Source organism: Amycolatopsis sp. VC5-11 (assembly GCF_037034185.1).
In the GTDB taxonomy this organism is placed as follows: domain Bacteria; phylum Actinomycetota; class Actinomycetes; order Mycobacteriales; family Pseudonocardiaceae; genus Amycolatopsis; species Amycolatopsis nivea.
The window spans coordinates 1,275,968-1,302,776 of sequence record NZ_JBAGKF010000001.1 but is presented as its reverse complement, the minus strand read 5'-3'; the positions used below and the strand labels follow the sequence as shown (position 1 = coordinate 1,302,776).

29 protein-coding genes are annotated in these 26,809 nt (G+C 68.8%); 13 read left to right on the top strand and 16 right to left on the bottom strand.

What is annotated here, in order from left to right; all coding sequences use genetic code 11:
• The first annotated feature begins 5 nt into the window (after window positions 1-5).
• On the top strand, window positions 6-647 hold the full coding sequence (gene yczE, locus WA670_RS06455; RefSeq protein WP_336157138.1) for a membrane protein YczE: 642 nt from the start codon (window positions 6-8) through the stop codon (window positions 645-647).
• Here the strand turns inward: yczE and WA670_RS06450 are convergent.
• Together WA670_RS06450 and WA670_RS06445 are read right to left on the bottom strand one after the other, a co-directional pair.
• Window positions 644-1,177, bottom strand: coding sequence for a Clp protease N-terminal domain-containing protein (locus tag WA670_RS06450; protein WP_134733597.1), 534 nt, complete (start codon window positions 1,175-1,177; stop codon window positions 644-646). The genes yczE and WA670_RS06450 overlap by 4 nt on opposite strands.
• Window positions 1,177-1,386: a hypothetical protein gene (locus WA670_RS06445; RefSeq protein WP_009071860.1), complete on the bottom strand. Its 210-nt coding sequence runs from the start codon at window positions 1,384-1,386 to the stop codon at window positions 1,177-1,179. Before WA670_RS06445 ends, WA670_RS06450 begins: the two co-directional genes overlap by 1 nt.
• Window positions 1,387-1,811: 425 nt before the next feature.
• Here WA670_RS06445 and WA670_RS06440 point away from each other — a divergent pair, with 425 nt between their 5' ends.
• A complete protein-coding gene (locus WA670_RS06440; protein WP_238603486.1) occupies window positions 1,812-2,576 on the top strand; it encodes a protein phosphatase 2C domain-containing protein in 765 nt (254 codons plus the stop codon).
• A 59-nt stretch (window positions 2,577-2,635) separates the two neighbouring features.
• Window positions 2,636-3,319 carry a DUF998 domain-containing protein gene (locus WA670_RS06435; protein WP_037807517.1) on the top strand — a complete coding sequence of 228 codons (684 nt, stop codon included), beginning with the start codon at window positions 2,636-2,638 and terminating at the stop codon, window positions 3,317-3,319.
• On the opposite strand, the gene WA670_RS06430 is transcribed toward WA670_RS06435, so the two are convergent.
• A complete protein-coding gene (locus WA670_RS06430) occupies window positions 3,297-4,325 on the bottom strand; it encodes a D-cysteine desulfhydrase family protein (protein ID WP_336157137.1) in 1,029 nt (342 codons plus the stop codon). The two genes, WA670_RS06435 and WA670_RS06430, sit on opposite strands and share 23 nt — an antisense overlap.
• A gap of 48 nt (window positions 4,326-4,373) precedes the next feature.
• Complete coding sequence (locus WA670_RS06425) at window positions 4,374-4,979, bottom strand: DinB family protein (RefSeq protein ID WP_336157136.1); 606 nt, start codon at window positions 4,977-4,979, stop codon at window positions 4,374-4,376.
• A gap of 66 nt (window positions 4,980-5,045) precedes the next feature.
• Between WA670_RS06425 and WA670_RS06420 the strand changes: the two genes are divergently transcribed.
• The 3 genes from WA670_RS06420 to WA670_RS06410 are packed head-to-tail and all read left to right on the top strand — an operon-like array spanning window position 5,046 to window position 7,796.
• Window positions 5,046-6,422, top strand: coding sequence for an amidase (locus WA670_RS06420; RefSeq protein WP_336157135.1), 1,377 nt, complete (start codon window positions 5,046-5,048; stop codon window positions 6,420-6,422).
• Entirely contained in the window at window positions 6,389-6,967 is a 579-nt protein-coding gene (locus WA670_RS06415; protein ID WP_037807509.1) for a TetR/AcrR family transcriptional regulator, read from the top strand. The genes WA670_RS06420 and WA670_RS06415 overlap by 34 nt, the downstream gene beginning before the upstream one ends.
• Window positions 6,951-7,796 (top strand): oxygenase MpaB family protein, encoded by an 846-nt coding sequence (locus WA670_RS06410; protein ID WP_336157134.1) that lies wholly within the window; start codon window positions 6,951-6,953, stop codon window positions 7,794-7,796. Before WA670_RS06415 ends, WA670_RS06410 begins: the two co-directional genes overlap by 17 nt.
• A 28-nt stretch (window positions 7,797-7,824) precedes the next feature.
• Here the strand turns inward: WA670_RS06410 and WA670_RS06405 are convergent, their stop codons facing one another.
• Window positions 7,825-8,361 carry a CGNR zinc finger domain-containing protein gene (locus WA670_RS06405; RefSeq protein WP_037807507.1) on the bottom strand — a complete coding sequence of 179 codons (537 nt, stop codon included), beginning with the start codon at window positions 8,359-8,361 and terminating at the stop codon, window positions 7,825-7,827.
• Between the two features lie 54 nt (window positions 8,362-8,415).
• Between WA670_RS06405 and WA670_RS06400 the strand changes: the two genes are divergently transcribed.
• Complete coding sequence (locus WA670_RS06400; protein ID WP_336157133.1) at window positions 8,416-9,273, top strand: alpha/beta fold hydrolase; 858 nt, start codon at window positions 8,416-8,418, stop codon at window positions 9,271-9,273.
• Here the strand turns inward: WA670_RS06400 and WA670_RS06395 are convergent.
• Together WA670_RS06395 and WA670_RS06390 are read right to left on the bottom strand one after the other, a co-directional pair.
• Entirely contained in the window at window positions 9,232-10,671 is a 1,440-nt protein-coding gene (locus WA670_RS06395; RefSeq protein WP_336157132.1) for an amidase, read from the bottom strand. The two genes, WA670_RS06400 and WA670_RS06395, sit on opposite strands and share 42 nt — an antisense overlap.
• 169 nt (window positions 10,672-10,840) lie before the next feature.
• Window positions 10,841-11,101: a DUF397 domain-containing protein gene (locus WA670_RS06390; protein WP_037712143.1), complete on the bottom strand. Its 261-nt coding sequence runs from the start codon at window positions 11,099-11,101 to the stop codon at window positions 10,841-10,843.
• Window positions 11,102-11,582: 481 nt separating this feature from the next.
• Here WA670_RS06390 and WA670_RS06385 point away from each other — a divergent pair, with 481 nt between their 5' ends.
• Window positions 11,583-11,819 carry a hypothetical protein gene (locus WA670_RS06385; RefSeq protein ID WP_037807502.1) on the top strand — a complete coding sequence of 79 codons (237 nt, stop codon included), beginning with the start codon at window positions 11,583-11,585 and terminating at the stop codon, window positions 11,817-11,819.
• Between the two features lie 572 nt (window positions 11,820-12,391).
• On the opposite strand, the gene WA670_RS06380 is transcribed toward WA670_RS06385, so the two are convergent.
• Complete coding sequence (locus WA670_RS06380) at window positions 12,392-13,240, bottom strand: SAM-dependent methyltransferase (RefSeq protein ID WP_037807500.1); 849 nt, start codon at window positions 13,238-13,240, stop codon at window positions 12,392-12,394.
• Window positions 13,241-13,360: 120 nt separating this feature from the next.
• Here WA670_RS06380 and WA670_RS06375 point away from each other — a divergent pair, with 120 nt between their 5' ends.
• Window positions 13,361-14,515: a glycosyltransferase gene (locus WA670_RS06375; protein ID WP_336157131.1), complete on the top strand. Its 1,155-nt coding sequence runs from the start codon at window positions 13,361-13,363 to the stop codon at window positions 14,513-14,515.
• Here WA670_RS06375 and WA670_RS06370 read toward each other — a convergent pair.
• Window positions 14,475-15,329 carry a helix-turn-helix domain-containing protein gene (locus tag WA670_RS06370; protein WP_037712135.1) on the bottom strand — a complete coding sequence of 285 codons (855 nt, stop codon included), beginning with the start codon at window positions 15,327-15,329 and terminating at the stop codon, window positions 14,475-14,477. The genes WA670_RS06375 and WA670_RS06370 overlap by 41 nt on opposite strands.
• A gap of 283 nt (window positions 15,330-15,612) precedes the next feature.
• Here WA670_RS06370 and WA670_RS06365 point away from each other — a divergent pair, with 283 nt between their 5' ends.
• Together WA670_RS06365 and gndA are read left to right on the top strand one after the other, a co-directional pair.
• Window positions 15,613-16,530, top strand: coding sequence for an MBL fold metallo-hydrolase (locus WA670_RS06365; protein WP_037807496.1), 918 nt, complete (start codon window positions 15,613-15,615; stop codon window positions 16,528-16,530).
• 56 nt (window positions 16,531-16,586) lie between these two features.
• Window positions 16,587-18,023 carry an NADP-dependent phosphogluconate dehydrogenase gene (gene gndA / locus WA670_RS06360; RefSeq protein ID WP_043840368.1) on the top strand — a complete coding sequence of 479 codons (1,437 nt, stop codon included), beginning with the start codon at window positions 16,587-16,589 and terminating at the stop codon, window positions 18,021-18,023.
• 55 nt (window positions 18,024-18,078) lie between these two features.
• Here the strand turns inward: gndA and WA670_RS06355 are convergent, their stop codons facing one another.
• On the bottom strand, window positions 18,079-18,801 hold the full coding sequence (locus tag WA670_RS06355) for a Clp protease N-terminal domain-containing protein (RefSeq protein WP_336157130.1): 723 nt from the start codon (window positions 18,799-18,801) through the stop codon (window positions 18,079-18,081).
• Between the two features lie 32 nt (window positions 18,802-18,833).
• Entirely contained in the window at window positions 18,834-19,811 is a 978-nt protein-coding gene (locus tag WA670_RS06350) for an ArsR/SmtB family transcription factor (protein ID WP_336157129.1), read from the bottom strand.
• Window positions 19,812-19,881: 70 nt separating this feature from the next.
• Here WA670_RS06350 and WA670_RS06345 point away from each other — a divergent pair, with 70 nt between their 5' ends.
• Window positions 19,882-21,033 carry an MFS transporter gene (locus WA670_RS06345; RefSeq protein ID WP_336157128.1) on the top strand — a complete coding sequence of 384 codons (1,152 nt, stop codon included), beginning with the start codon at window positions 19,882-19,884 and terminating at the stop codon, window positions 21,031-21,033.
• Here WA670_RS06345 and WA670_RS06340 read toward each other — a convergent pair.
• The 3 genes from WA670_RS06340 to WA670_RS06330 form a co-directional block, all read right to left on the bottom strand.
• The gene (locus WA670_RS06340; protein ID WP_336157127.1) at window positions 20,993-22,165 is read right to left on the bottom strand and encodes a 4-hydroxybenzoate 3-monooxygenase; all 1,173 of its coding nucleotides are present in this window, start codon (window positions 22,163-22,165) and stop codon (window positions 20,993-20,995) included. The genes WA670_RS06345 and WA670_RS06340 overlap by 41 nt on opposite strands.
• A 12-nt stretch (window positions 22,166-22,177) precedes the next feature.
• On the bottom strand, window positions 22,178-23,401 hold the full coding sequence (locus WA670_RS06335; protein ID WP_275295807.1) for an NAD(P)/FAD-dependent oxidoreductase: 1,224 nt from the start codon (window positions 23,399-23,401) through the stop codon (window positions 22,178-22,180).
• Window positions 23,402-23,468: 67 nt separating this feature from the next.
• The gene (locus WA670_RS06330) at window positions 23,469-24,548 is read right to left on the bottom strand and encodes an erythromycin esterase family protein (RefSeq protein WP_275295808.1); all 1,080 of its coding nucleotides are present in this window, start codon (window positions 24,546-24,548) and stop codon (window positions 23,469-23,471) included.
• Window positions 24,549-24,636: 88 nt separating this feature from the next.
• Between WA670_RS06330 and WA670_RS06325 the strand changes: the two genes are divergently transcribed.
• The gene (locus WA670_RS06325; protein ID WP_037807483.1) at window positions 24,637-25,308 is read left to right on the top strand and encodes a MerR family transcriptional regulator; all 672 of its coding nucleotides are present in this window, start codon (window positions 24,637-24,639) and stop codon (window positions 25,306-25,308) included.
• Here WA670_RS06325 and WA670_RS06320 read toward each other — a convergent pair whose 3' ends face one another.
• Window positions 25,309-25,617, bottom strand: a complete 309-nt coding sequence (locus WA670_RS06320) for an NIPSNAP family protein (protein ID WP_336157126.1) — start codon at window positions 25,615-25,617, stop codon at window positions 25,309-25,311.
• Window positions 25,614-26,735 carry a 5-methyltetrahydropteroyltriglutamate--homocysteine S-methyltransferase gene (locus WA670_RS06315; protein WP_134663627.1) on the bottom strand — a complete coding sequence of 374 codons (1,122 nt, stop codon included), beginning with the start codon at window positions 26,733-26,735 and terminating at the stop codon, window positions 25,614-25,616. Before WA670_RS06315 ends, WA670_RS06320 begins: the two co-directional genes overlap by 4 nt.
• Window positions 26,736-26,809: the final 74 nt, after the last annotated feature.

The window sequence follows — 26,809 nt, the reverse complement described above, 5'->3', positions numbered from 1 at the left end:
GAGAAGTGGCAGTTACCGACCTCAGTCCCCTCAGCCTCCGCCGAGCCCCCGCGCGCCGGGGTGTCCAACTGCTCGCCGGCCTCGCGCTCTACGGCGCGAGCATGGCCATGCTCACCCGCGCCCGCCTCGGGCTCGACCCGTGGGACGTGCTGAACGACGGCCTGACCAAGATCACCGGGCTGACGTTCGGCACGATCAGCGCCGTCGTGGCGGTGTTCGTGCTGCTGCTGTGGATCCCGCTGCGGCAGCGCCCCGGCATCGGCACCGTCGCGAACATCGCGGTGATCGCGGTAGCGGTGGACGCGGTGCGCGCCGTGCTACCCGACCAGCACGTGCTCGTCTGGCAGATCCCGATGCTGGTCGGCGGCGTAGTCCTGAACGCCGTCGCGACCGCGGTGTACGTCGGCACCCGCCTTGGCCCCGGCCCCCGAGACGGGTTGATGACCGGCCTGCACGCCCGAACCGGCTGGTCCGTCCGCCTGGTCCGGACCGGCATCGAGGTACTCGTCCTGGCCGCGGGCTGGCTGCTCGGCGGCGCGGTCGGCGTCGGAACCGTGCTGTACGCCCTCAGCATCGGCCCGCTGACCCAGGCCCTGCTCCCGCTGGTCACGTGGCGCACCGGGACGGACCAGCAAGAACAGCATTAGCGCTTGCCGACGGCCTGCCGGACCGCCGGATAATCGATCCCGCGTGCCGCGAGAAAGTCCGCCACCGGACCACGCTGTTTCACGAGCGCGAGCAGCAGGTGCTCCTGCCCGAGATGCTTGTCGCCGAGGTCATGCGCCTCCCGCACGCTCATCTGCAACGCGTTCTTCGCGTCCTCGGTGAACGGCAGATGATTGCGCCGCGTGGGCCGGCTCGCCTGAGCAAGCGCACCCGGCCCATGCGTCTGCTCGACCCGCTCGACAATCTGATCAACGTCGATGCCGAACTCGGTGAGCGCCTCGGCATCGGCGTCACTGATCCCGCCACGGCGGCGCACCCGGGCAAGCTCAGCGAAGACGTCCTCGCGCGACACCCCGAGATCTCGCAGCAACCGCACGGCCTCGCCGTTCTCGATCCGCGCCAACCCAGCGAAAACCGCCTGCGCGGAAATCTCGCGAGCCCCCGCCTCATGCGCCGCGGCCTGCGCCTCGACCACCGCTCTCCGGGCGTCATGGGTGAACTTCTCGAACATCAATGCCTCCCGTACTTCTTGTGGACGGCCTGCCGGCTGACCCCCAACTCGGCCGCGATGTCCTGCCAAGACCAGCCGTGCATCCGCGCACTGCGCACCTGCACCGCCTCCAACTGCTCAAGCAACCGCCTCAACGCAGCCACCGCCCGAAGCCCCACCCGGGGATCCCGATCACCAGCGCGAGCGGCCAAATCCGTCGCTTCCGTCATGATGTCAATCTAGGTTGACACACCGCGCCTGTCAACCCGAGTTGACAGGACGCGTGAGCCAGCGATGCGCCCCAATGCGGCATTGGGTGCGTCAGATGCACCGAACGCCACATTGGGTGCGCCACATGCACCCAATGCCACATTGGGGCGCTAACCCCCACCCAAACCGCAGCCAGTGCACCCACCACCGAGACCCCAGCCGCACCGATGCACCCAACGAGCGAGGCACCCAGCCCCTCCCCCGCACCCCGATACGAAGCTCCCCTGCGGTTCGGGGGTGCTTGTCAAGGCATCTTTCCCGCCTTGACAAGCACCCCCGAACCGTCAGCACAATCAAGCTTCGGGGTGCCCCACGCAACCAAAAGCCGATGTCGCCGCCAGGCGACGAGAAGTCCCGACCACCCAACCCGAGCTACAGTCGACCAGTGCCCGAGATTTCGACCGCCGAGCGAGCCGGAGTCGGTTCCGACGGCAACCCCCGCCCCACCGAAGACCACATCGCCCTCCTCGACCAAGCAATCCTGGTCCTGGACGGAGCCACCTCCCCGAGCCCAGACCTCCCCCCAGGCGGCTGGTACGCCCACCTCCTCCGCGACCAACTGGCCAACGAACTCCGCACCGCCCCCCACCAAAACCTCAGCCAAGCCCTGGCAACCGCAATCACCGCCGTAGCCAAAGACAACGCCCTAACCCCAGGCAACGCCCCCTCCAGCACAGTCTCGATCCTTCGCTGGAACGACCACGAAATAGAAGCCCTAGTCCTGGCCGACAGCCCGATCGTCGCGTTTGGACAGTTCGGTGCCGACGTCGTCTCCGACGACCGCCTGGTCTCCCTCCGCAACAACGGCCTCCTGCAAACCAGCGCCGACGTCCGCCGACGACGCAACGCCGAAGACGGCTTCTGGGTAGCCGAAGCCGACCCGGTCGCAGCACACAAAGCAGTCCGCCGCAGCTGGCCCCGCGCAGCCGTCGACGCCGTCCTCATCGCCACCGACGGCGTAGCGATCGGAGTGGACGAATACGGCCTCTTCACCTGGCCAGAAGTCCTGCAGCTAGCCAAAAACAAGGGCCCCGAAGCAGTACTGGACGCGGTACGCGCCGCGGAAAACGACGATCCGCACGCCGTCCGCTGGCCGCGTGCCAAACGGCACGACGACCAGGTGCTCGTCCTCGCCGACTTCTCGGGGTAGGGGCTTAATCAGGGGTTTTCCCTGATCACGAAACGCCGCGGAACCGCCAATCTGGCTACATGGGGAACACACGAGGCGTCCGGGGATGGCGCCTGACCGCGCTCGCTGCGATCGCCTGGGGGCTGTTCACGATCACAGTGCTGCACATCATCAGCTCGCACGACCCGATCTACGACACGCTTTCGAGCTACACGATCACCGACCGCGGGGAAGGCATGCTCGGGGCGAGCGTGCTGTCGGTGGCCGTCGGATCGCTCGCGGTGCTCGGCGCGCTGATCGCAGGCGGAGTGCCGATGACGTTCAGCACCAAGGCTTTGCTCATGCTGTGGGCGGTCGGGCTGGCGGTCGCCGCCGTTTTTCCGGCCAGTTACCCGCAAAGCCCGAATCCGCTCAGCGGCGACATCCACCTGTACTCGTGCCTGATCGCGTTCGCGAGCCTGCCCGGCGCGGCGATCACGATGCTGGAACCGTTGCGCGGCACGGCGGAGCGCGTGTTCGTGGTGCGCTGGCTGAAGTTCGGACTCGCCGCGGTCGGGTTGTTCGCGCTGAGTTTCCTGTTCGTCCGCCTCGACGAAGCCGGGGTGCAGCCGTTCCACGCGCTCACCGAGGTGCTGCCGGTGGGCGCGACGCAGCGGCTCACGCTGATCGCGAACGTCGCCCTGCTGCTGGTCCTGCTCCGGATCGCGGTACGGACCGAAACCGCTCGCGCCGCGGTGCTCGTTACTTCCGCGCCTCGGCCATGAACTCGGGCGCGTAACCGAACAATCCGGGAAGACCGCCGGTGTGCACGAACACCACGGTCTCCTCGGGCGAATACCGTCCCGCCGCCGCCCATTCCACCAGGGCGGCGGCGACTTTTCCGGTGTAGACCGGGTCGAGCACCACGCCTTCGGTGCGGCCGAACAACCGGATCGCTTCCCAGGTCCCCGACGCCGGGATGCCGTAGCCCTCGCCGATCGTCGTGTCGTTGAGCCACACGTGCGCCAGCTTCGGTGGGTCGAACCCAAGCAACCCCGCGGCCCCGGCGGTGAGCTGGGACAAGTTGTCCACAGCCTCGTTCAGCGGATGGCTGACGCAGGCGATATCCACCTCCAGCGAACCGAGCAGCTCTGTGCCGAGCGCCAGTCCAGCCGCCGTGGCCCCGCTGGCGTGCGGGCTCACGATTCGGGCGTGATCCAGACCCTGCTCAGCCAGCTGGGCAGCGAGCTCGCGGGTGGCATCCACATAGCCGAGAACACCGAGTGGGTCGGACCCACCGACTGGGATCGTCCGCACTTTCCGGCCTTCGTCCGCTGCTTCGGCAACCAGCCGTTCGTACGTCGCGGCCGATTCCTCGCCGGACGCGCAGACGTGCACCCGCGCGCCGAAGAGCAGGTCAAGCGGGACATTGCCGGACCGTTCGTACGCGTCACCGGAGCGCGGCACCTCAGCGGTCAGCACCAGTTCGCAGCGCAAGCCGAGCCGGGCGCACGCCGCGGCGGTCTGACGGCCGTGGTTGGTCTGCAGCGCGCCGAAGGTGATCACGGTGTCCACACCGTCGGCGAGCGCCGCACCAAGGTGGAAGTCGAGTTTGCGCAGCTTGTTGCCGCCGACGCCGAGCGGATGGACGTCGTCGCGCTTGAGCAGCAGCCGGGGGATGCCGAGCGCTTCGCCCAGCCGCGGCGCCGGGACCAGCGGCGTCGGCCCGTGGTGGAGACCGGCGCGCGGAAAGCCGTCGAAGGAGGGGAACCGGGCGAAGTCGAACGTCATCGATCCTCCGTGCGCTGGCGGGGCTGATGGTGGGCAGTTTAGGTGGCTTTATCCAGCCGTGGCCGGATCCGCAGCCCTCGCCGCCCGCTCGATTTCGGCCCGCCGCGCCTGCCAGAAGGCCGCGTCCCGGCCGCGTTTGGCCATGGCTTCCAAGTCCATTTCGACCGCACCGTCCAGCTGCTCGCGCAGGATGTCGGCGTGCCCGGCGTGCCGATTGGTCTCGGTCAACATGTGGACAAGGACGTTGAACAGCAGCACGTCCGGCCGCGGCCACCACGGCACGTGGCCGGGTGCGTCGATGGCGAGAGCGGCGATCGTCGTATCGGAGTGTTCGCAGACGCGCTGGTAGCGGCTGGTGATTTCCTCGCGGGTTTCGCGCTCGGTCGCCCACAGGTCGCGACCGCGCTGTTCGAGGTCGTCCCACCGCGGGACCGGCTCGGGAAACGGACGGCCGAAAACCTCGCCGAAGTACCGGGCCTCGGCGACCGCAAGGTGTTTGACCAGGCCGAGGAGGTTGGTTCCGGTCGAGGTCAGCGGACGGCGGATCGCGTACTCGGACAATCCGTCGAGCTTCCTGAGCATCGTCTGCCGGACCTCTTTGAGGTCGCTGTGCAGGTACTCCTTCGCGAAGTCGTCGATCACGACTCCGAGCATGCCCGAACTTCCCGGCCGTCGCCGTGATACGTTCGTTCGAGCGAACGAGAGAACGGGGAGCCGCCGATGCCTTCCGCGACAACCGAGTTCACGACCCTTGCCGCCCAAGCCGCCGCGCTCGAATCCGGCGAGGTCACGGCCGTCGAGCTGACCGAGCTCGCGCTCAAGCGGGCGCACGCGAGCCAGCCCGTGCTCAACGCGTTCCGCGTGCTGCGCGACGAAGCCGCGCTCGCCGAGGCCGCCGCCGCTGATCAGCGCCGCGCCGACGGTGATCGCGCGCCGTTGCTCGGGGTGCCGGTCGCGATCAAGGACGACGTGGACATCGTCGGCCTGCCGACCGCGTTCGGCTGCCCGGGCGAGTTCCCGGCGGCGACGGCGGACGCACCCGCGGTCGCGAAGCTCAAGCAGGCCGGCGCGGTCATCATCGGCAAGACCAACACGCCTGAGCTGGGCCAATGGCCGTTCACCGAGGGCACCGCCTTCGGTGCGACGCGCAATCCGTGGCAGCCCGCGCACACCCCGGGCGGGTCGTCCGGCGGATCCGCCGCGGCGGTGGCGGCCGGGATCGTGGCCGCCGCGCTCGGGTCGGACGGGGCGGGATCGGTCCGCATCCCGGCGGCGTGGACCGGACTGGTCGGCATCAAAACCCAGCGCGGCCGGATCCCGACCGGCAGCGAGCTGTTCCACGGCCTCACCGTGCTCGGCCCGCTCGCCCGGACGGTCGCCGACGCGGCCACCCTCCTCGACGTCACCGCGGGCACCGGCACCTCGTTCCAGACCGCCGCCCAGCGCGAACCGGGACGGCTGCGGATCGGCCTCTCCACCCGGATTCCCTTTACCGCCACTAAAACCAGGCTCGACCCAGTGGTCGAATCGGCGGTGCGCCAGACCGCCGAGACGCTTGCCGGGCTGGGCCACGAGATCGTGCCGGTCGAACCCGGATACGGCTTGATCGGTCTCACCTTCCTGCCGCGCTCGCTCACCGGCGTGCGCGATTGGGCCCGGCGCGTGCCGGAGCCGTCCGCGCTCGACCCGCGCACCCGCAGCAACGCCCAGCAAGGCGGCCTCCTCGCCGGACCCGCACTGAAACTCGCCCGCGCGCTCGAACCCGTGCTGCGCCGCCGGATCGGCGGGGTGTTCGGCGACATCGACGTCCTGCTCACGCCGACCACCGCAACTCCGCCGCCCGCGATCGGGTCCTTCGACGGGCTTTCCGGCTGGCAGACCGACCAGTCGATGATCGCCGCGTGCCCGTACGCTTGGCCGTGGAACGTGCTGGGCTGGCCCGGGGTGAACGTGCCCGCCGGGCTGACCGCGGACGGGTTGCCGCTCGGCGCCCAGCTGCTCGGCCCGTCGCATTCCGAGGAGCGGCTGATTTCCGTTGCCGCGCAACTGGAAGAGGTGCAGCGGTGGCCGGACCGACGTCCCGAGCCGGGGTGGTGACCACTCGCGACGCGATCCTTCGCGCCACCCTGAAGGTGGTCGGCGAGCAGGGCGTCGGCGGGCTCACCAACCGCCGCATCGTCGCTGCGGCCGGGGTTTCGCTCGGCACGCTGACCTATCACTTCCCCAGCCAGACCGAGCTCCTGCGCGAGGCGATGCTGCTGTTCGCCGAGGAGGAAACGGCGAAACTGGCGGGAATTGTCGAGGCATACCGGGAACAGGGGCTGAGCCTCGAACAAGCGGCGACCGTCGTGGAGCACGTGATCAAGCAATTGCCGTTCGGCACGGACGAACTGGCGCCGCACGAACTGTACCTGCAAGCCGCGCGCGACCCCGGGCTGCACGAAGCGTCCGCGAAATGCTTTGCGGCGTATGACGAATTGGCCATCACGATTCTGACCGCACTCGGCCTGCCGGAGCCGGAACGAGTAGCCGGGCCGGTGGTCGCGCTGATCGCCGGGCTGCAGTTGCGCCGCCTCGCGACCGGCACGGACGTTCCGGCCGCCGAGCCGTTAATGATGCTGCTGCATGGTGCGCGAGGCTGACGTGGCTCCGCCGGTCGTTCGCGGTACCGCGGCTTGGCGCTATTTCGGCGACTTCCGCGACGCGCTGCTCGCGGGACAGGTGCTCGTACTGCAGGTCGCGCATCCGGTCGTCGCGGCCGGGGTGCGGGATCATTCGGACTACCGCGAGGATCCGTGGACCCGGTTGATGCGCACCGTCGCTTCGCTGTCGATCTACGTTTACGGCGGGACAAAGGGCGCGCAATTCGAGGCCGAACGATTGCGGAAACTGCACCGCTCGTTCACCGGTATCGCCGATGGCCGTCGATACAGCGCGCTCGATCCTGGCGCGTACGCATGGGTGCACGCAACGCTGGTGATGGCTCCCGTTGACGCACAACGGTTTTTCGGCCGTCCAATGTCCACTTCGGAGCTTGACGAGTACTACGCGCAGATGTGCGGCATCGGCCGGATCCTCGGCGTCCGCGAGCGGGACCTGCCGCCGACATGGCCGGAGTTCGAGCGGTACTACCGGGAGACGATTGCCGGGTTCGGTCCGAACGAGACGATCAGCACACTGTTCGAGACCATCGACACGGTGCGGAAACCGTTCTCCCGCATGTCCGACCGCCGGTGGTCGAGACTCCAAAAAGGATATTCGACCGGGCAGCTGTTCCTGATCCGCACGCCGGACGTTCCCTTTCGCCCCGGCCCCGCCAGCGCAGCCCCCGCCCTCCTCCGGGGGACGGCCCTTGTCCAGTCTATCCGCCCCCACCGACAACCCCGCCCACTACGGCCGGGTTGTCCACAGCGACCGCGACTTGGGGAAAGTCTCGCGCCCACAGCCCCATGCGAGTGGTCGGCAAGCTGAATGTGTGGCTGCGCGCGCACCCGTGGGCCTACCGGTTCTTCGTCCGTTCGTAGTGCGCTCGCGCCTTTGCCCGGTTCCCGCAGCGCGACATCGAGCACCACTGGCGCGTCCGGCGAGGCGACGTGTCGACAAATCGCAGGCCGCAGTCGTCCGCCGAGCAGATGCGGATGTCTTCTGCGCCGGTAGCGAGATCGACGGCGTCGGCGGCCAGCACCGCGAATGCCGTCGCTACCGGGTCCGCCGGAGTGGGCGCTTCCCGCTGCAGCACACCGTCCTTCAACAGCAGCCGATCCGGTTCGGGGGCGGCCGCGAGGGCGTCGTTGACCAGCCGGACGTCGGCAACCAGCGGCTTGGCGGTCAGCAGCCGGTTGACCGCCTCGCGTAAGTCTTTTGCCGCGGCCACCTGGGCGGCGGTCACCGGCACACGACCGAATCCGGCCAGCTCAAGCCATTCGGCCAGCGCGTCCGGGCCGGTCAGCAGCTCGATGCCTTCCGAGAGATGCCGGGAGCGCAGCGTGTTCACCAGGTGCAGACACGGCCGTCCAGCGTCGAACACCCAATCCATGCCGCTCATTCTAACCATTGAAACCGGTGAGAATGCACGCTACCGTCTAACCCCATGAGCCGGTTAGAAGCAGCCATGGCCCAAGTAGCCGACCTGCGCATGCACTACCTCCGCGGCGGCGACGGCCCGCCGCTGTTCCTCCTGCACGGCTGGCCGCAGACGTCGCACTGCTGGCGCCGCGTCGCCGGACCGCTGACCGAGGCGTACACCGTGATCGCCCCTGACCTGCGCGGATACGGGCGCACCGACAAACCCCGCACCGGTTATGACAAGCGCACGATGGCCGCCGACGTCGCGAAGCTGGCCGAACAGCTCGGGTTCGACCGGGTCGCAGTCGCGGGGCACGACCGCGGCGGGCGCGTCGCTCATCGGTGGGCGCTCGACCGCCCGGACCAGGTCGAACGGCTGGCCGTGCTGGACATCGCGCCGACGCGAGAGATGTGGCGCCGCCTCGACCGGGACCTCGGGAAGGCGTACTGGCACTGGCTTTTCCACCTCCAGCCAGACCTGCCGGAACTGCTGGCCGGGCAGAACATCGCCGCCTACCTCGGGTACTTCTTCGAGCGCTGGACCTTCCAACGCCACGGGCTGCCCGCCGAGGACGTCGCCGAATACGTGCGTGCCTTCGAAGCCCCCGGCGCGCTCCGAGCCGGTTTCGACGACTACCGCGCCTCATTCCCGGACGACGCCGAACTGGACGACGCCGATTACGCCGCCGGGAAACGCCTCACCCAGCCAGTACTGGCGATGTGGGGCAAGGCCGGACTGCTCGGCAGCCTGCCCACGCTCGACATCTGGCGCGACTACGCGGACAACGTGACCGGCATCGGCCTCGACGACTGCGGGCACTTCCTCCCCGAGGAACAACCCTCACAGGTCGTGGCGCATCTGCGGGAATTCCTGGCCAGCTAACGGAATCCGTGCGAACCCGGCCCCCACCGTCCGCTCGATCGCCGCGCCGACGCGGAATGCCGTGCCGTCGTCGTACTTGGCCGCGGCGACCTGGACCCCCGTCGGCACGCCGTTGCTCGCCCAACCGGACGGCACGGCGAGCACCGGATGTTCACTGCCGACGTTGAACGCCGGAGTGAGCGAAGCGTCCGAAAAGTGTTCCAGCGCAACACCATCGACCACGACCTGCTCGGAAAGGTAATCCTCGCCAGCGGCGAACGCGGTGGCACCGAGGGTCGGCACGATCAGCGCGTCGAACCGCTCGAACACCGCGTCGAGGCGTTCGCGGATCGCCGCTTCGACCGCACGGCCGGTTTCCGCGTCCACAATGTTCTCGACGCCTTTGCGCGCGAAAGCCTGGCAGTACGGGGTGATGACGCCCGGGTTCTGCCGGTCCAGCTCCAAAACCTCGGCGGCCAAACCGGTCCCGAAGTGCGCCCACAAGGCCTGTTTGACCATGGCGAGCGTCCAGTCGATCTCGATCTCCGTCACCGCCGCACCGGCAGCCGACAACGCATGCGCGACGGCGCGGGTGTTGGCGGCGACCTCCGAGGCCACTGGGAAATCGCCAGGCACCGGACAGCACGCGACGCGGAGTCCGCGCACGTCGCTCACCTCAATGCGAACGGCGGGAAGTCGCGAGTGCGGGTCGCGCGGATCCTCGCCCGCCATGACGTTCTGCAGCGACGCGCAATCGGCGACCGTCCGAGCCATCGGGCCGTGGTGGTAGTAAGTATCCAATCCGGCGGGCGGGAGGACGGGATTGCGCCCGTGCGGCGGTTTGAAGCCCACGACGCCGGTGAAGGACGCGGGCGCGCGGAGCGAACCGCCGATGTCCGATCCGGTGGCGAGGTAGGCGGTTCCGGCCGCCAGCGCCGCGCCAGAACCGCCGGACGAGCCGCCCGCCGCGGTCTGGAGGTTCCATGGATTGCGCGTGGTTCCCCAGCGTCGCGTGTGGGACAGCGGCATGCAGCAGAACTCGGACGTCGTCGTGCGAGCGTGCAGAATCCCGCCGGCCGCCTGGATGCGGCTGAGCCCGATCGCGGTCTCCCGCGCCACCCGGGGCGAGCGCAGGAGGGTGCCTTCGGTGACGGGGTGCCCGGCCAGGGGCTGTTCTTCCTTCGCCGCGATCGGCAGTCCTTCGAGCGGCCTCGGCTGACCGCCGGGCGCGTACGCCTTCTCCGCGACGGCCGCCGCCCGCAACGCCTGCTCGAACATCTGCTCGGCGAACGCGTTGACAACCGGCTCGACCCGCTCCTCGCGCTCGACGACCGCGCGCATCACCTCCACCGGCGAGAGTTGCCGGGTCCGGAAGAGGCGCAACACTTCGCCGGCGGGGAGGTAGTGGAGTGGGGTCATGGCGCGCTCCGTGGGGTCGGGGCGCTCAACCTACTCAGACGGCGACCCTCGCCAAGCCGACATTGAACCCACACCGCCCGGCGCCCACGGTGACCGGAGCGCCGCCACACTCCACCCGATCGAGTGACTGTTTGCGAATCGCTCTCAGTCGAGACCTCGTCGTGGTGGACTACTCACTCGGCGGCAGGTCGAACTGACCAGCCTTGACCGCGACGAGGAAGGCGTCCCACTCGCCACGGTCGAACACCAGCACCGGGCTCGCGGCGAGCTTCGTGTCGCGCACGCCGATCAGGCCGGGACGGGAGAGGTTGACCTCGACACAGTTTCCGCCGTTGGGCTCGCTCGCGAACGACTTCGCCCAGGCCGCGGCCGCGAACAGCGACTCTGCCGTGTCCGGGTCGTAATCCTGGGGCGACGGATAATCCGCCATGGGTCGTCCACCTCCGAGCCTTGTGCAGGGCGTGCGCTCTAATGCACGTCCCCGGCTTCTTTGCGTCACTACGGAGCAAACCGCAGGGCCAAGCGGGTGATCAACTCGACCCGATCTCGACATGAAGATTATTCCAGGAGTAGGATTAATCGCAGCGATCGGGGCGTCAGTGGTGGGTGAATGGCTTGCGACATTCAGCCCAACACCGGCAGCACCGGCCCGGGCACCCGGCCCGGGCGGCGGAACAGCCGCGAGATATCGGGAGGAGTGCGGATGCGAGCCGACCTGTGCGAACCGGTGAGCCGATCCGCCAGCCTCGCCGGAATCGGCGCTGGTCCAGGTGCTGCGACGACCCTGCGGAGACACCGCAACGGAGCGGTTTCCCTGGTGCCCGGCGTTGACCCGTCGAGCGCGAACCACCCCGATCCAACCGGTGCCGACCCGCGCCGGTTCCCGTTATCCGAACTGGGGGTGTGATCCCATGGCCGTACGGCTCACCACGCTTTTCCGCCGTGAGGACGAACACACTCGCGGCCGGCGTGGGATCAATCACGAATTGCGCAACCGGTTCGGGTTCAGCCTGATCCAGGCCCCGCTGCGCAGCCCGATGGTTGTGGACACCGAGATCGAAGTACCGGCTCCGCGCCAAGCGGACACCGTCCACTCCACCCGCCACTGTCGCGAGACACGAGTACCGATTCTCCACGGGCTCGGCTGAGCCGAATCCCGCATCGTCCACGCTCCCCGGAATTCGTTGCCCGGGGAGCGTTTTCGTGTCCGGGTCGGGTTGCGGGGAGGTCCAGACCATCAGCGGTCTAGACCATGCGCCGGCGTGCATCCGGCACCACGTCGGGTGCTTCGTTCATGCCGCTCGCTGCCATCGGCGGAAGCGCTGAGGTGCTTGATCAGCGCACCGAACGCCACATTGGGGGTTTTCTCGGCGGTCGTCGCGTGCGGCTGCATTGCGGCGATACGCAGCATCAAGCGGGCCGCGCGACTTCCCCAATCCCGCCGACGTCTGTGAGGGGAACGACATCCGCACTGGCCGGATCGCGCCCATCGACGAGGGACGGCTTCACCCGCCGCGCTCGCGGAGGTTTCCGCCCCTCCCTCAGCGGGCGGGCACCCGGCGGCAAGGGTCCGTGAAGGGCTCCTTGAGGGAATCTGATTCCCTCAAGGAGCCCTTCACGGACCTAACGCGAGAGACGGAGCTGGCGCACACCGCGCTACTGAAGAAAACCCCCACGGGTCGTCAGCACCGGACGAGCACAGCGAGCCGGAATGGCAGCGTCAGGGCTTGCGGCCCAGCGCGCAAATCCCGCCGCTGAACGAGGGGTCGTCCGACATCCGGTCGCCCGCGCTCGAGTCGCCCGCTTCCGGGTGCCAGGCCGACACCCACGAGATGCCTGGTTCCACCAGTTCCAGCCCGGAGAAGAACTCCCCGAACTCCGCGCGCGAGCGGTAGTGGAACGGGGTGCTCGACTGCTGGTACTGCTTGTGGATCGCGTCGCGGCGTTCGCCGTCGTTCGTCGGGACGCCGTCGTCGGTCAGGTGCGAGGACAGGAAGTACGAGCCGGACGGCAGCAGCGACAGGTACTTTTGCACGATTTCCAGCGCGGGCTCGTCGCGGCCGATGAAGTACAGCACTCCGACCATGATCAGGCCGATCGGGCGCTTCGGGTCGAGGACGCCGGTGTCGAGCGCGCGCGGCCAGACGTCGGCCGGGTTGCGCAGGTCGCCGTGCAGCACCGCGTGCCGGTCGGCGACTCCGTCGCGTTCCAGCAGGATCTGCGAATGCGCGACGGCCACCGGTTCGTTGTCGACATAGACACAGCGCGCGTTCGGGTTCACCGAGGTGGCGATCTCGTGCACGTTGCCGACCGTGGGCACGCCGGAGCCGATGTCGAGGAACTGGTCGATGCCCTGTTCGGCCATGTACCGCACGCCGCGGCCGAGGAACTCGCGGCCGGCCCTGGCGATGGTCTTGATCATCGGAAAGGTCTGGACCGCCCGTTCGCCGAACTCGCGGTCGATCGCCCAGTTCGCGGTGCCGCCGAGGAACCAGTCGTAAATCCGCGCCGCGTTCGGCCGATCGAGGTCGACGCCCTCCGGGGCTTCCGGATCCGGTGCCTGAGTCATCAGCTTCCCCTTCCGTGCGGGTACCAGTGTGCCCACTCGCCGCGGTCGCGCGCCGCCGCCCCCGGCAACCGCCCGAAAATGCCACGACTCCGGTACATCCGGGCCACTAGGTTGGGATGGATGCGCATTCTTTTCTCGTTCGTCGGCGGTCGCGGCCACTTCGATCCGATGGCGCCGGTCGCGCGAGCGCTTGCCGCACGCGGCCATACCGTAGCCGTCGCGGGCGGCGGTTCGCACGTGCCCGCGCTCGCCAAAGCCGGGTTCACGACCTTCGCGGTCAACGAGCCACGCGAAGCCGAGGCGACGCGACAGCCGATGCCGCCGGTCGATCCGGCGCGCGACGACTGGGAAATCCGGGAACTGTTCGCCCGCCGCGCGACCCGCGAACACGTGCCGGTGCTGCTGGAGCTGGCCCGGGAATGGCGACCGGACCTGATCGTCCGGGACGAAGTGGACTTCTCCGCCGCGATCGCCGCCGAGGTGCTGGGCCTGCCGTGCGCCACCGTCCTGGTGCTCGCCGCGGGAACGTTGCTGCGCAAGGAACTCCTAGCCGAACCGCTCGCGGAAGCTCGCGCGGCGCACGGTCTGCCGGACGACCCGGAGCTCGAAATCCTGACCCGCGGCCAGGTGCTTTCGCCGCTCCCGCCGTCCTTTCGCGACCCCAGCTCGCCGCTGCCGCCCGGTACTTTCTCGTTCCGCCAAGGAGATCCGGTCACGCCGCGCCAACCCGCCGGGAAGCCGCGCGTGTACTTCACGCTCGGCACCAACTTCAACCTCGAGTCCGGCGACCTCATCGAGCGCACCCTCGCCGGGCTGGGCCAGTTGGACGCCGAGGTGACCGCCACCGTCGGCACCCAGATCGACCCCGCCGAGTTCGGACCGCAACCGGCGCACGTCCGGGTGGAACGGTTCGTCCCGCAGGCCGAACTGTTGCCGCGCCTCGATTTGATGATCTCGCACGCCGGGTCCGGCAGCGTGATCGGCGCGCTCTCGCACGGTCTGCCGTCATTGCTCTTCCCGATGGGCGCCGACCAGCCTGGCAACGCTCGACGCTGCGCCGCGCTGAACGTCGGCCGCGTGCTCGACCCGGAAACGTCCACTCCGGACGAAATCCGCCAAGCTGCCGCGGAGTTGCTGGCCGACTCCAGCTACCGCGAGGCCGCGCGCCGCGTACAGGCGGAGATCAACGCCCTGCCCGCCGCCGAAGCCACCGTGCCCGTGCTCGAAGCACTGGTCACATCATCTGCGAACGGTAGCTTTCCGCCAGCTCCTTGAGGAACTGCCGCGTCTCGCCCCGCTCCAAGGCCGCGCCGCGCAGGCGGTCCCACGAGTCCACGAAGATGTTGAAGTCCTTCACGTCGTCGAGGTACAGCCCGCCCGCGGAGTGTTCGATGTAGACGAAGTCGCGGGTGCGGTCCGGGAACCGCATGATCGTGAAGTCGTTGGGCACCGCGGCGAGCTTCGCGCTGAAGGGCAGCACGTGCACGTAGACGCGCGGGTGCCGGTCGAGCGCGAGCAGGTGCTCCACCTGGTCCAGCATCACCGCGGGCGCGAACCCGCCGGGAGCGCGGCGCAGCGCGCCTTCGCTGATGATGAACCGGTAGTACGGCGGCTGCTGCTGGTCGAACACCGCCTTGCGGTCCAGCCGGTTGCGCACCAGCGACGTGACGTCGGTGGCTCCCGCCTCGGTGAACTGCTTGAGCATGTAGTGCTCGGACTGCAGCGGCCCCGGCACGCGCTCGCCGTGCCAGGTAAGGATCTCCGCGGCGGCCGGCTCGAGGTCGGTGAAGGTGCGGAACCAGTGCGGCACCACCGACCGGTAGCCCGACCAATGGCCGCGCTGCCCGGCCGCGGCCCGGGCCAGGTTCATCAGAGTGTCGGCCTCTTCGCCGTTGATCCCGAACGCGTTCAGCATGGTCCGCACATCTCCGAGCTTGACCCCCACCGCACCGGACTCGATCTTGTTGACCTTGCCCTGGGTGCAGCCGAGTACCTCGGCGACTTGCTGCTGCGTCATCTTCGCGGCGTTTCGAGCATGCCTGAGCTCATTGCCGAGCTGCTTGCGGCGCGAGGTGACGGTGCTCGCCATCTCCCCTTGCTCTCCTGAACCACTACTGCCGACGGGCTCTCCGCCGGACCGCGAACTACGAACCACCCAGGCCACTGCGACCCAACGGAGTTCGATGATGACACCCGGCAGCGTTTCAGGAAATGCGCGAGAACGCCAGTCACCCGGCATGTCACCCTGCCGGAGCAGTGGATTCCCGGCGCCCCGGACATCCCGGCTACTCCATTCGGACTAAGAGGAGACTTCCGGGCACAGCTGCGCCGCGGACTCCCCGCGCCAGCTGCCGGGACGGCATAGTGTCGGCGTGATCGATCGATCCCCCGGCGCGGCGAGCGTCAAACAGCTGGCAGACGGCGCGTTCGGCTACGTCCAGCCCGACGGTTCCTGGTTCATCAACAATTGCGGCTTCGTCGACGCCGACGGGCACGCTGTGCTTATCGACACATGCGCGACCGAACGACGTACGCGGGCCCTGCTCTCAGCCGTCGGCGACACCGTCGGCCTGGTCACGACGCTCGTCAACACCCATCACCACGGCGACCACACCAACGGCAACTATCTGGTCGGCGGCGCCACCGTCGTCGGCCACCGCAAGACCCGCGAGACGCTGCTGGCCGACGGGATCCAGCGGTACGAGGGCGTCTTCACCGACAGCGACTGGGGCAAGCTCGAACTGCGAGTGCCCGACCTGGTCTTCGACGACACCGTCACGCTCTACGCCGGGCAGACCCGGATCGACCTCATCCACCCCGGGCACGCCGCGCACACCACCAACGACGTCCTGGTCTGGCTGCCCGAGCAGCGGCTGCTGTACGCGGGCGACCTGGTGTTCAACGGCGGCAGCCCGTTCGCGCTGATGGGCTCGGTGGCGGGCTGGCGAGCCGCGCTGAACGTGATCCGCGAACTCGACCCGGCGGTCATCCTGCCCGGTCACGGCCCGGTGTGCGGGCTCGAAACGGTGGACGCGGTCGACGACTACCTGGAGTTCGTCCAGCGCGCGGCGGAAACCGGCAAGGCGGCCGGGCGCTCGCCGCTGGAACAGGCGAAGGCGACCGACCTCGGCCGGTTCGCCGAGCTGACCGAGCAGGAGCGCCTCGCCGGGAACCTGCACCGGGCGTACGCCGAACTCGACGGCGAAGGGTGGGGTGCGCCACTCGATCTGGTGGCTCCGCTGAAAGACATGCTGGCCTGGAACGGGGGCCCGATCCGCTGCTTCTCGTGAGCACCGGTTTTGTGGCTAGGCTCGGAATCCGGCAGAGGTTTTCGGAAAGGTTTCGGATGAGCAAGAAAGCGAGCATCGGGGTCACCGGCCTCGCGGTCATGGGCCGCAACCTGGCGCGGAACCTGGCCCGGCACGGGCACACGGTCGCCCTGCACAACCGCTCCGAGGAGCGCACCCGCTCGCTCGTCGAGCAGTTCGGCGACGAAGGCGACTTCATCCCGGCGTACTCCGCGCAGGAGTTCGTCGACGCGCTGGAGCGGCCGCGGCAGATCGTGATCATGGTGAAGGCGGGCGGCCCGACCGACGCAGTCATCGAGGAGTTCGCGCCGCTGCTGGAGCCGGGCGACGTGATCGTGGACGCGGGCAACGCGCACTTCGCGGACACCCGCCGCCGCGAGCAGGCGCTGCGCGAACGCGGCCTGCACTTCGTCGGCACCGGCGTGTCCGGCGGCGAGGAAGGCGCGCTGCACGGGCCGAGCATCATGCCCGGCGGGTCGAAGGAGTCCTACGAGTCGCTCGGACCGCTGTTCGAGGACATCTCGGCGAAGGTCGACGGCGAACCGTGCTGCACGCACGTCGGCGCGGACGGGGCCGGGCACTTCGTCAAAATGGTGCACAACGGCATCGAGTACGCCGACATGCAGCTGATCGCCGAGTCGTTCGACCTGCTGCGCGGCGCGGCGGGCTACTCCCCGGCGGAGATCGCCGACGTGTTCGGCACCTGGAACACCGGGCGGCTCGACTCGTACTTGATCGAGATCACCGCCCAGGTGCTCAAGCACGTCGACGGCGCGTCCGGCAAGCCGTTCGTCGACGTGGTCGAGGACGCGGCGGAGCAGAAGGGCACCGGCCGCTGGACCGTGCAGATCGGGCTCGACCTCGGCGTGCCGATCAGCGGCATCGCGGAAGCCGTGTTCGCACGGTCGCTGTCCGGGTCGACGGGATTGCGTTCGGCCGCGCGCGGTCTGGGCGGCCCGAAGCGCACGCCGCTGACCGGGTCCGCGCTGGAGACCTTCGCGGACGACGTCGAGCAGGCGCTGTACGCGTCGAAGGTGGTCGCGTACGCACAGGGCTTCAACCAGATCCAGGCAGGTGCCGCGGAGTACGGCTGGGACATCGACCTGGGCCGCGTCGCGTCGATCTGGCGCGGCGGCTGCATCATCCGGGCGAAGTTCCTGAACGACATCACGTCCGCCTACGCCGCGGAGCCGGGCCTCCCGACGCTGCTCACGTCCGGCGGTTTCCGTGCGGCGGTCGAAAACGCGCAGGACTCGTGGCGCTCGGTCATCTCGACGGCGGTCCGCCTGGGCATCCCGACGCCCGGCTTCTCGACCGCACTGGCGTACTACGACGGCCTCCGCGCGGACCGGCTGCCGGCCGCACTGGTGCAGGGGCAGCGCGACTTCTTCGGCGCGCACACCTATCGGCGGGTGGACCGTCCCGGTTCGTTCCACACGCTGTGGGCCGGGGACCAGTCTGAGGTCGAAGCCTGATTTTTGGTGCTGAGGAAGGGCTCTCCCCCAGTTTTCGGGGAGAGCCCTTCTCTTGTCATTTCTGCATGGTGCTGAGAATTTCCGCGAGGAATTCCTTGATCTTCGTTTCGGCCCGTTCCTTGTCGACCCCCAGTGCGGCAAGGACTTCGTAGCCCGCGCCCTCGCCCTGTTCCAGCAAGGCAAGGAGAATGTGCTCGGTGCCGATGTAGTTGTGCCCGAGCCGCAATCCTTCGCGCAGAGTGAGTTCGAGGGTTTTCTTGCCCGCAGCCGCGAACGGCACCTTCTCGGGAGCCCCGTCGACCGGCTCCGGCAGCCTCGCCTCGGCTGCTTCCCTGACCGCATCGAGGGTTATCCCCTGCGCGACAATCGCTCCCGCCGCCAGCGCGTCGGGTTCGGAAAGCAGGCCGAGCAGCAGGTGCACGGTGTCGATCTCGGGGCTCTTGTTGTCGATGGCTGCCTGCTGAGCCGCGACGACCACGTGCCGCGCGCGGTCGGTGTAGCGGCCGAACATCCGTTGTATTCCACCGGATGAATCGTCGCTCTTCGGAACGAATCTCTTCTGGGCGGCTTGTTTGGTCACGCCCATACTGGCCCCGATGTCGGTCCAGGACGCCCCGCTGCGGCGAGCCTGGTCGACGAAGTGGCCGATGAGGTGGTCAGCGACGTCGCCGAGATGCTGGCCGACGTAGACGGCGTCGGTGAGCTGAGCGAGGGCGTCTTTTTCGTTGTTGGCCTTGATGGCGCTGATGAGGTCGTCGAGCTTCACGGAGTCGGTCATGACGTCAACTGTAGGTTGACGATTGGGTTGCGTCAACCTTTGGTTGACCAGGTGGGCATCGTGTCCTTGGGAGCGGCATTGGCCTGGAGCAACGCGTCGCCCAAGGCTGTGCGGCGGTAAAGCACGCGGTGCCGGCTGCGGTCGTTGGTCAGAAGTCCGGCCGCGCGCAGGGTGGTCAGGTGCGCGGACACTGTCGCCGGAGCGAGGCGCAACTGCTGGGCGAGGTCGACGGTCGCGGAGGGCCGGTCCAAGCGAGCGAGCAGGAGCGCGCGTGTCCGGCCGAGGAGATTGGTCAGCGCTTCCAGCGGTTCCGTTGGCGGGGCCCACAACGACGCGACGCCGCGGGCGGGATACAGCAGGGCCGGCTGCCACGGCGGCACCCCGACGTTCGGCCACGCGAACACGGCCGGGATGAGCAGCAACCCGCGCGCGTCGATGTCCAGGCGTTCCCGGGATCGAAGGTCGACGAGGATCGACGTCCCGGCCAGCCTCACGCCCGGATGCAGTTCGGCCAACGCCTTCGTGAGCCCGCCCTCGCCGAGAAGCCGCGTTCGGTACGCGATGTCGGCCGCGAGCAGTTCGCGCAGCGCGGGCCAGGCCGGTGCGAGCAATGCGTTCCAGACGGTCTCGAGCTGATCGGCAAGCAGGTCCCGTGCGGCGGCAGGGTCGTCGGGCAGGGCGCTCAGGTCGGCGTCGACCATCGCCAGTTCCAGTGCGACCTGGGAAGGCGGGGTGGCACGAACGGCGTTCAGTTGTGTTTCCGCGGTCGTTTCCGGACCGTCAGGAGGCGGGCTCAAGAACTCCGTGATGTAGTGCCGTGCGTTCAGCACTGTCGCCAACTCGGAGATGCCGAGGTCGGCCAGGGCGGGTGCGCTGGACACCCACGGCAGGTGTGCCGGATGTCCGCGAACGCCCAGCAGGGTCTGCACGGCGCCGAGCACTTCCTCCAGCGGCGAGATCGCGAACCGGACGCGCTGACTGCCCGCCGCGGTCATGACCAGCTCGATCACGGCCGAGCCACAACATTCGCTTCCACCCGAATCACTATGCCGCGCCTCGCGACCCAGCGAGCGTATTCGCATGTCAGTGCTCACTCATCGGGCGTATTGGCGCTGGTCGGCTGGGGTCCAGTGCGCTCGGCTCCCGGCGACGATGACACCGCTCGCGTTCACTCTGTTGACCACGGCTACCACTGGGTCGTACCGGCTCGGCGGCGTTCTGACGGCGGTCTACGTCGCCGCGGAGATGGCGAGTGCGGTGCCGCTCGCACGGTTGCCGGACCGCGTCGGCGTGGCCCGCGGCCTAACCGGGTTGCTGCTGCTGGCCGCAGCTGGATTTGCCCTGCTCACGGTTGCCGCGTCCGCGCATGCGCCGGATGCCGTGCTCCTCGGGCTCGTCGTGGTGCCCGGTGCCGCGGCGAGTGCGTCGTCCGGCGGCTTTCGGACTCTGCTGGCCGACGTGGTCGACGACGATCAACTGCCGAGGGCCGTGTCGCTCGACGCGGTCGTCCTCGAATGCGTCCTGGTCGGCGGACCGGCGTTGGTTGCTTTGTTCGCGCTGGCTGGACCGCTGCCGCCGTTGGCCGCCATGACCGTCGCGTACCTGCTGGCTGCGGCGCTGGTCCCGCGCCGCGTGGGTGTGCACCATCGGGCCGAGGTCGCCGATGATGTCCCGCCGCGACCGCTGACCGGCTGCCTGCCGTGGCTGTGCTGTGCGTTCACCGTCGGCCTGCTGCTGTCCACGATCGAGGTCGCGCCGTTGCCGCTGGTCCATCGCCTCGGCGCGCCCGATCCGGCCGCGCCGGCGGTGATCGCCGTGCTCAGCGGGGCCAGCATCGCGGGCAGCTTGCTTTGCGCGTGGCGAGGGAAGACTGGCGACCCGCGGCTCTTCCTCGCCGGTCTGGCGGCTGGCGGACTCGTGCTCGCAGCAGACCTTGGCTGGCCCGGTTTGGTGGGCTCGCTGACGCTGATCGGCGGATGCACTGGGCCGCTGGTGGCCGCGACCTCGGTCAACCTTCAGCGACTGCTGCCGAAGAATCGCCGGTCAGCGGGGTTTTCGCTGTCGTTCACCGTGCAGGCGTGCGGGTTTGGTCTTGGGTCGCTCGCCGTAGGGGTGCTGCCGTTGTCGCTCGCGCCGCTGTTCGGTGTCGCCTCCGCAGCCATCGCCGCCGGAATGCTGGCGGCCGACACGCTCAGGCGAACGGCAACCCCACGTAGTTCTCCGCCAAACTAGTAGCCGCCGCCCTAGACGAAGCCGTATACCGCAGCTGCGACAACTGCAACTTCCGAGCGAAAGCGTCCGCCCCCGGGTCCACGTGCAGCATCGTCGTCATGAACCACGAGAAGTGCTCCGCCCGCCACACCCTTCGCAGGCAAGTGTCCGAATAGGACTCCGCCAGCGACGAATCCCCCTGCAGCAACGCGACCAAAGCCCGCGAAAGCACCACCACGTCCGCGACTGCCAGATTCATTCCCTTGGCCCCAGTCGGCGGCACGATGTGCGCCGCGTCGCCAGCCAGGAACAACCGGCCGTGGCGCATGGGCTCGGTTACGAAGCTGCGCATCGGCGTGATGCCCTTGTCCAGGATCGGCCCCTCTTGCAGGGTGAACTCCCCATCGACCGCCAGACGCGTCGACAGTTCCGTCCAGATCCGGTCGTCCGACCAGGCCGCCAGGTTCTCCCCTGGATCGACCTGAAGGTACAGCCGCGTGACGTCCGGGGAACGCATGCTGTGCAAGGCAAATCCGCGCGGATGATGGGTGTAGATCAGCTCCTCGTGCGACGGCGGCGTCCGCGCCAGCACGCCCAGCCAAGCGAAGGGATACTCCCGCTCAAAAGTAGTCAGCACACCGTCCGGAATGGACGGACGGGACACGCCGTGGAAACCGTCGCAACCTGCTACGGCGTCGCATTCCAGGGTTTGCCAGGCACCAGAGGAATCCCGGTACTGCACAACGGGACGCGAAGTGTCCACTGAGGACAGTGAAACCTCGGAAACCTCAAAGTGCAGCGGCAGATCCGCGGCCTCGTGCGCGTCGACGAGGTCCTTCACGATCTCCTGCTGCCCGTACACCGTGATCGCCTTGCCGGTCAGCTCGGTGAGTGCGATGCGGTGATCGGCACCGTCGAACCGAAGCGAGAAACCCTCGTGCGGCAAGCCTTCCGCGGCCAATCGACCGCCGAGGCCGATCTCGGTGAGCAAGTCGACCGTCGGTTGTTCGCAGACGCCGGCGCGCACGCGTTGCCGCACGTACTCGCGGTCGCGGGCTTCGAGCACGACAGCCTCGACACCCGCCTGGTGCAGCAAATACGACAGCAGCAACCCGGCCGGGCCGGCACCGATCACGGCGACCTGCGTGCGCAACGGAACCTCCGATCAAGCCGCGGTGCGCGACTTCAGGTGTGCTTTCAGATCAAACGAGCTGGCTTCCAGATCCGCGTACGCCGGATGCGGTTCCGCTGCGAAAAGCCGGCGCGCGGCGATGTGGTCCGGCGCGCGGTTGACCGATTCGACGGCGATCAGCACGTCGTCGCGGAAGGACAGCACGGAGAACTTCCCGGCCGACCGGTCACCGGTGACGACGGTCCGGTCCGCGGCGTCGAGGATGCCCGCGATCTGCAGTTTCGCGCCGGTCTGGTCGGTCCAGAACCACGGCAGGCTGTCGTAGCGCGCGGGTTCCCCGGCGATCGCCGCGGCCACCGAACGGGCCTGGTCGACGGCGTTCTGCACGGATTCCAGCCGGGTCGCGGCACCGGCCTGCACGCACGGGAAGCACGCGCAGTCGCCGATCGCGAAGATCTTCGGGTCCTCGGTGCGCAGGTGCTCGTCCACGACCACGCCGTTGCGCACCTCGAGCCCGGCCGCCTCGGCCAACGTCGTCTCCGGCAGCACGCCGACCGCGACGACCACGAGGTCCGCAGGCAACCGTCGTCCGTCGGACAGCTCAACCGACTCCACGTGGCCGGACCCGTGCAGCGCAGTGACCCCGACGCCCAGCAACAGCGTGTGCCCAGCCGCCCGGTGGTGTTCGGCGAAGAATTCCGAGATCTCCGGCGACGCGACCCGCGCCAGCAGCCGGTCCTGCGCCTCCACCACGGTGACCGGACGGCCGGCGTGCGAGGCGAACTCCAGCCCGATGAACCCGCCGCCGATCACCACGACCTCGCCCGCCGCGTCCAGCGAAGCCCGCAGCCGGTCGGCGTCCTCGCGGGTGCGCAGCATCAGCACGCCGTCGAGGTCGGCGCCGGGCACCGGCAGCGCACGGTTGCGCGCGCCGGTGGCCAGCACCAAATGGTCGTAACCCAGCTCCGTACCGTCCTCGAGCCGGACTTTCGCCGCCTCCCGGTCGATCGCGGCGACCCGGCCGCGGACCAGCTCGATGTCCTTCTCGGCGAAGTAGTCCTCCGGCCGCAGCACGAGCTGCTCGACGCCCGCGCTGCCCGCCAGGTACGCCTTCGACAGCGGCGGCCGCTGATACGGCACTCCCGGCTCGTCCCCGATCAGAACCACGCGGCCGGCGAACCCCTTGTCCCGCAAGGACGCCGCGGCCTGGAAGCCGCTTTGCCCGCTGCCCACGACGAGAACGGTCTCGGTGCTCATCTCGCTCCTCCCGACATCCCGGGCTCCATCTGAGCACACCTCGGCCAAGATCGTCGAGGAGCAGCGGTCACACCCCGTGCAGGAACGCGATCGCGTCCGCCGCCTCGACCGCGTCGAACGGCAGATACCCGCGTCCGTCGCCGGTCCGCGCGGGCAGATCGGGGTCGATTCCGGCGGTTTCGACCAGTTCACGGTCCTGGACCGTCGCGGCGAGATACGCCTGCAGCGTCCCCGGCGCGGGGTCCTCTACTCCATCTGACGAGCCGAAATCGGTGGCAATGAACACATACCGGGCACCGAGCCGGTGCGCGACTTGCGCGCCCGCGCTCCACCACTGCGCACCCATCATCGAGGCCGCTCGCCGCTGGAGGTGCTGGTTGTGCGCGGAGACGAAGGCGCCCGGCAACGCGAGCAGGTTGTCCGCCATCATCGCGTCGCGCTGCGCCCCGAGCCGACCCATCCGTTCCGGCGAGGTGTCGGCCATCAGCGAGTGGTAGCGGCAGAGCCCGACCGCGGTCCGGGCGAGCAGATCGCCACCGGCGGGCAACGCGGGCCGAGCCCGTTCGAAGTGGCCCGCGAGGTCGTCGGCGATTAACCGCAGCTCACGCGCGCCCGGACTGTCCCCTTTGGACTTCGCGCCGTCCCACATCGCCGCTTCGCTCGCCCAAGCCGCGTCGTCGCCAGCGAGCCGCTCGATGGTCGCGACGTCGTGCGGCACGTCGTCAAGATGCTCGGCCAGGAAGCCATGCAGTTCGGTGAGCACGGCGCGCGGGCTGGGTGCGCTGGCCATCTCCAGGGGAGCGTCGAAGCCGTGGAAGTGCACCTGGTCTTCGGGCGCGCGACCGGCGTTGTGGGCCCGCATCCACTCGACCAGCGCGCGGTTGGAGGGGAACGCTCCGAAACCGTGGCTGAACCCGGTGGCCAGCACCTTGTCGAGGTCGCCCTCGCCGGTGGTCACGTAGCGGTCGACGAGGCGTCCGGCCAGGCAGTCGCTCTCCAGCGCGATCGAGCGGTAGCCGTGTTCGAGGACGAGGTGCTGGAAGATTTCGTTGCGGAACAACGGGAACGCCTCGGTCCAGTGCGTGGGTTCGCCCAGGCCGAGCAGGGTCGGCGAACGGTGGGCGAGGAAGTCGTCGAAGGTCTTCATTGCTTTGACCGTATCGTTGAACTCTCCGTTGGCACTTTTCCGTGAATCACCTGGTTGAATAGCGGGAAACCCTCAAACCGGAGGTGACATGCGTCCGAAGGACCTCGCCCGCGAGCACGGCTTGTCGACCCAGGCCGTCCGCAACTACGAGGAGGACGGCATCCTCCCGCCCGCCGAGCGCGGACCGCAGGGCTACCGGACGTACACCGAGCACCACGCGCAAGCGTTGCGCACCTTCCTCGCCCTGCGTCCCGGCTTCGGCCACGCCCGCGCGGCAGCGATCCTCCGCGCGGTCAACGAGCGTTCGGAAGACACCGCGTTCCAGCTGATCGACGAGGGCCACGCCGAACTGCTGCGCGACCGCGGCACCCTCACCGAGGTCGAACACGCGCTGCGGAACCTGACCCAGGAGCCGGACGTCCGCGAGACCGTCCCGTCGATCGGCGCGCTCGCGCACCAGCTGTCCGTGCACCCCGCCACGCTGCGCAAATGGGAGGCCGCCGGGATCCTCCAACCGGAGCGCGACCGAGCCGGAAACCGCCGCTACCCACCCGCCGCAGTCCGCGACGCCCGCCTCGCCCATCAACTCCGCCGCGGCGGCTACCCGCTCGCCCGGATCGCCGCGGTACTGGAGCAGGTCCGGCACGCGGGCGGGGTCGCGCCGCTGGAAGAAGCCCTGCGTACCTGGCGTTCCCGGCTCAGCGCCCGGGCGCACGCGATGCTGGACGGGGCCGCCCAGTTGTCGCGCTACCTCTCCTGATCACTCCGGCAGCAACGGCCGCATGAACGTCCGCCGGTACCGGACCACGCACCCGCTCTCGTCGCGGATCCGGTCCGCCGCCACGAACTCCGGGTCCACTCCGAACAGTGTCCGGTACCGCTCGTACGCGGCCAGGCTTTCGAAGCTGAACAACGCCCTGGCCTCGTCGCTCGCCCCTTCCGCGGGAAGGAAATACCCGTGGTGCACCCCGCCTTCGCGCTGCACGAGGCGCATCCACTCGGCGGCGAACCGTTCGAAGTCCGCGATCTTCTCCGGGTCGATCACGTAGTCGACAACGCAGGTGATCACGAACGACCCCAGACCCGCTCCGCCGTCGAGACGATCAGCTCCAGCTTCCGCAACTGCTCAGTGGCGGTCAGGTCGTTTCCCTCCTCCGTGGAGGAAAACCCGCATTGCGGCGACAAGCACAGCTGGTCCACGTCCACATACCGCGACGCTTCCTCGATCCGCCGCACCAGCGCGTCCGGGTCTTCCAGCTCCGGCCGTTTGCTGGTCACGAGCCCGAGCACGACCCGCTTTCCCTTCGGCACGAACCGCAACGGCTCGAAACCGCCGGAGCGTTCGTCGTCGTACTCCAGGAAGAAGCCGTCCACCGCCAGCTCGCCGAACAGCGCCTCGGCGACGAACTCGTAGCTCCCGGACGCCACCCACGACGAGCGGAAATTGCCGCGGCACAGGTGCGTCGTCACGGTCAGGTCGTCCGGTTTCCCGGCGAGCGCGGCGTTGATCGTCGAGATGTTGCGCAGGTGCATGGTGTCCGGGTCGCTGCCCATGCGGGCGACGAGTTCGCGCTGCTTCGGGTCGTTGAGGTACGCGAGGCTGGTGTCGTCCAGTTGCAGATACGTGCAGCCCAGCGCGCTCATCGCACGCAACTGTTCCGCGTACGCCGCGCTGAGGTCGGTGAAGAACTCGTCCAGCTCCGGGTACACGGTTTCGCTCACCGCCGCCCGGCCGCCGCGGTAATAGACCATGCTCGGCGACGGGATGGTCAGCTTGGGCGTGATGCCCGGGTCGGTGTGCGCCTTCAGGAACTCGAAGTGGTCGGCGAAGATCGGCTCGTCGAGCCGCACCTTGCCGTCGACCTGCAGCCCCGGCGGGCTGAACTCCAGGTCACCGGCCAGATTGTGGAATTTCACGTGCAGCCGCTCGTCGCTGCGCGAGACGCCGCCGAGCGCGTAGATGAAGTCCATGTGCCAGGAGGACCGGCGGAACTCGCCGTCGGTCGCCGATTCCAGCCCGGCCGCCTTCTGCATCTTGACGACGTCGCGGATCGCGTCGTCCTCGACGGCTCGCAGCTGTTCGGCGGAGATCTCCCCAGCCGCGTGGTCGCGCCGCGCTTCGCGCAGCACCGCCGGCCGCAGCAGGCTCCCTACATGATCGGCACGGAACGGAGGTCGTGCAGTCATGTCTGGCATGGTCACACACAAACCGGCGGTATGTGCAGCGATAATCCGGCGGGACCCACACCGAAGGAGCCGCT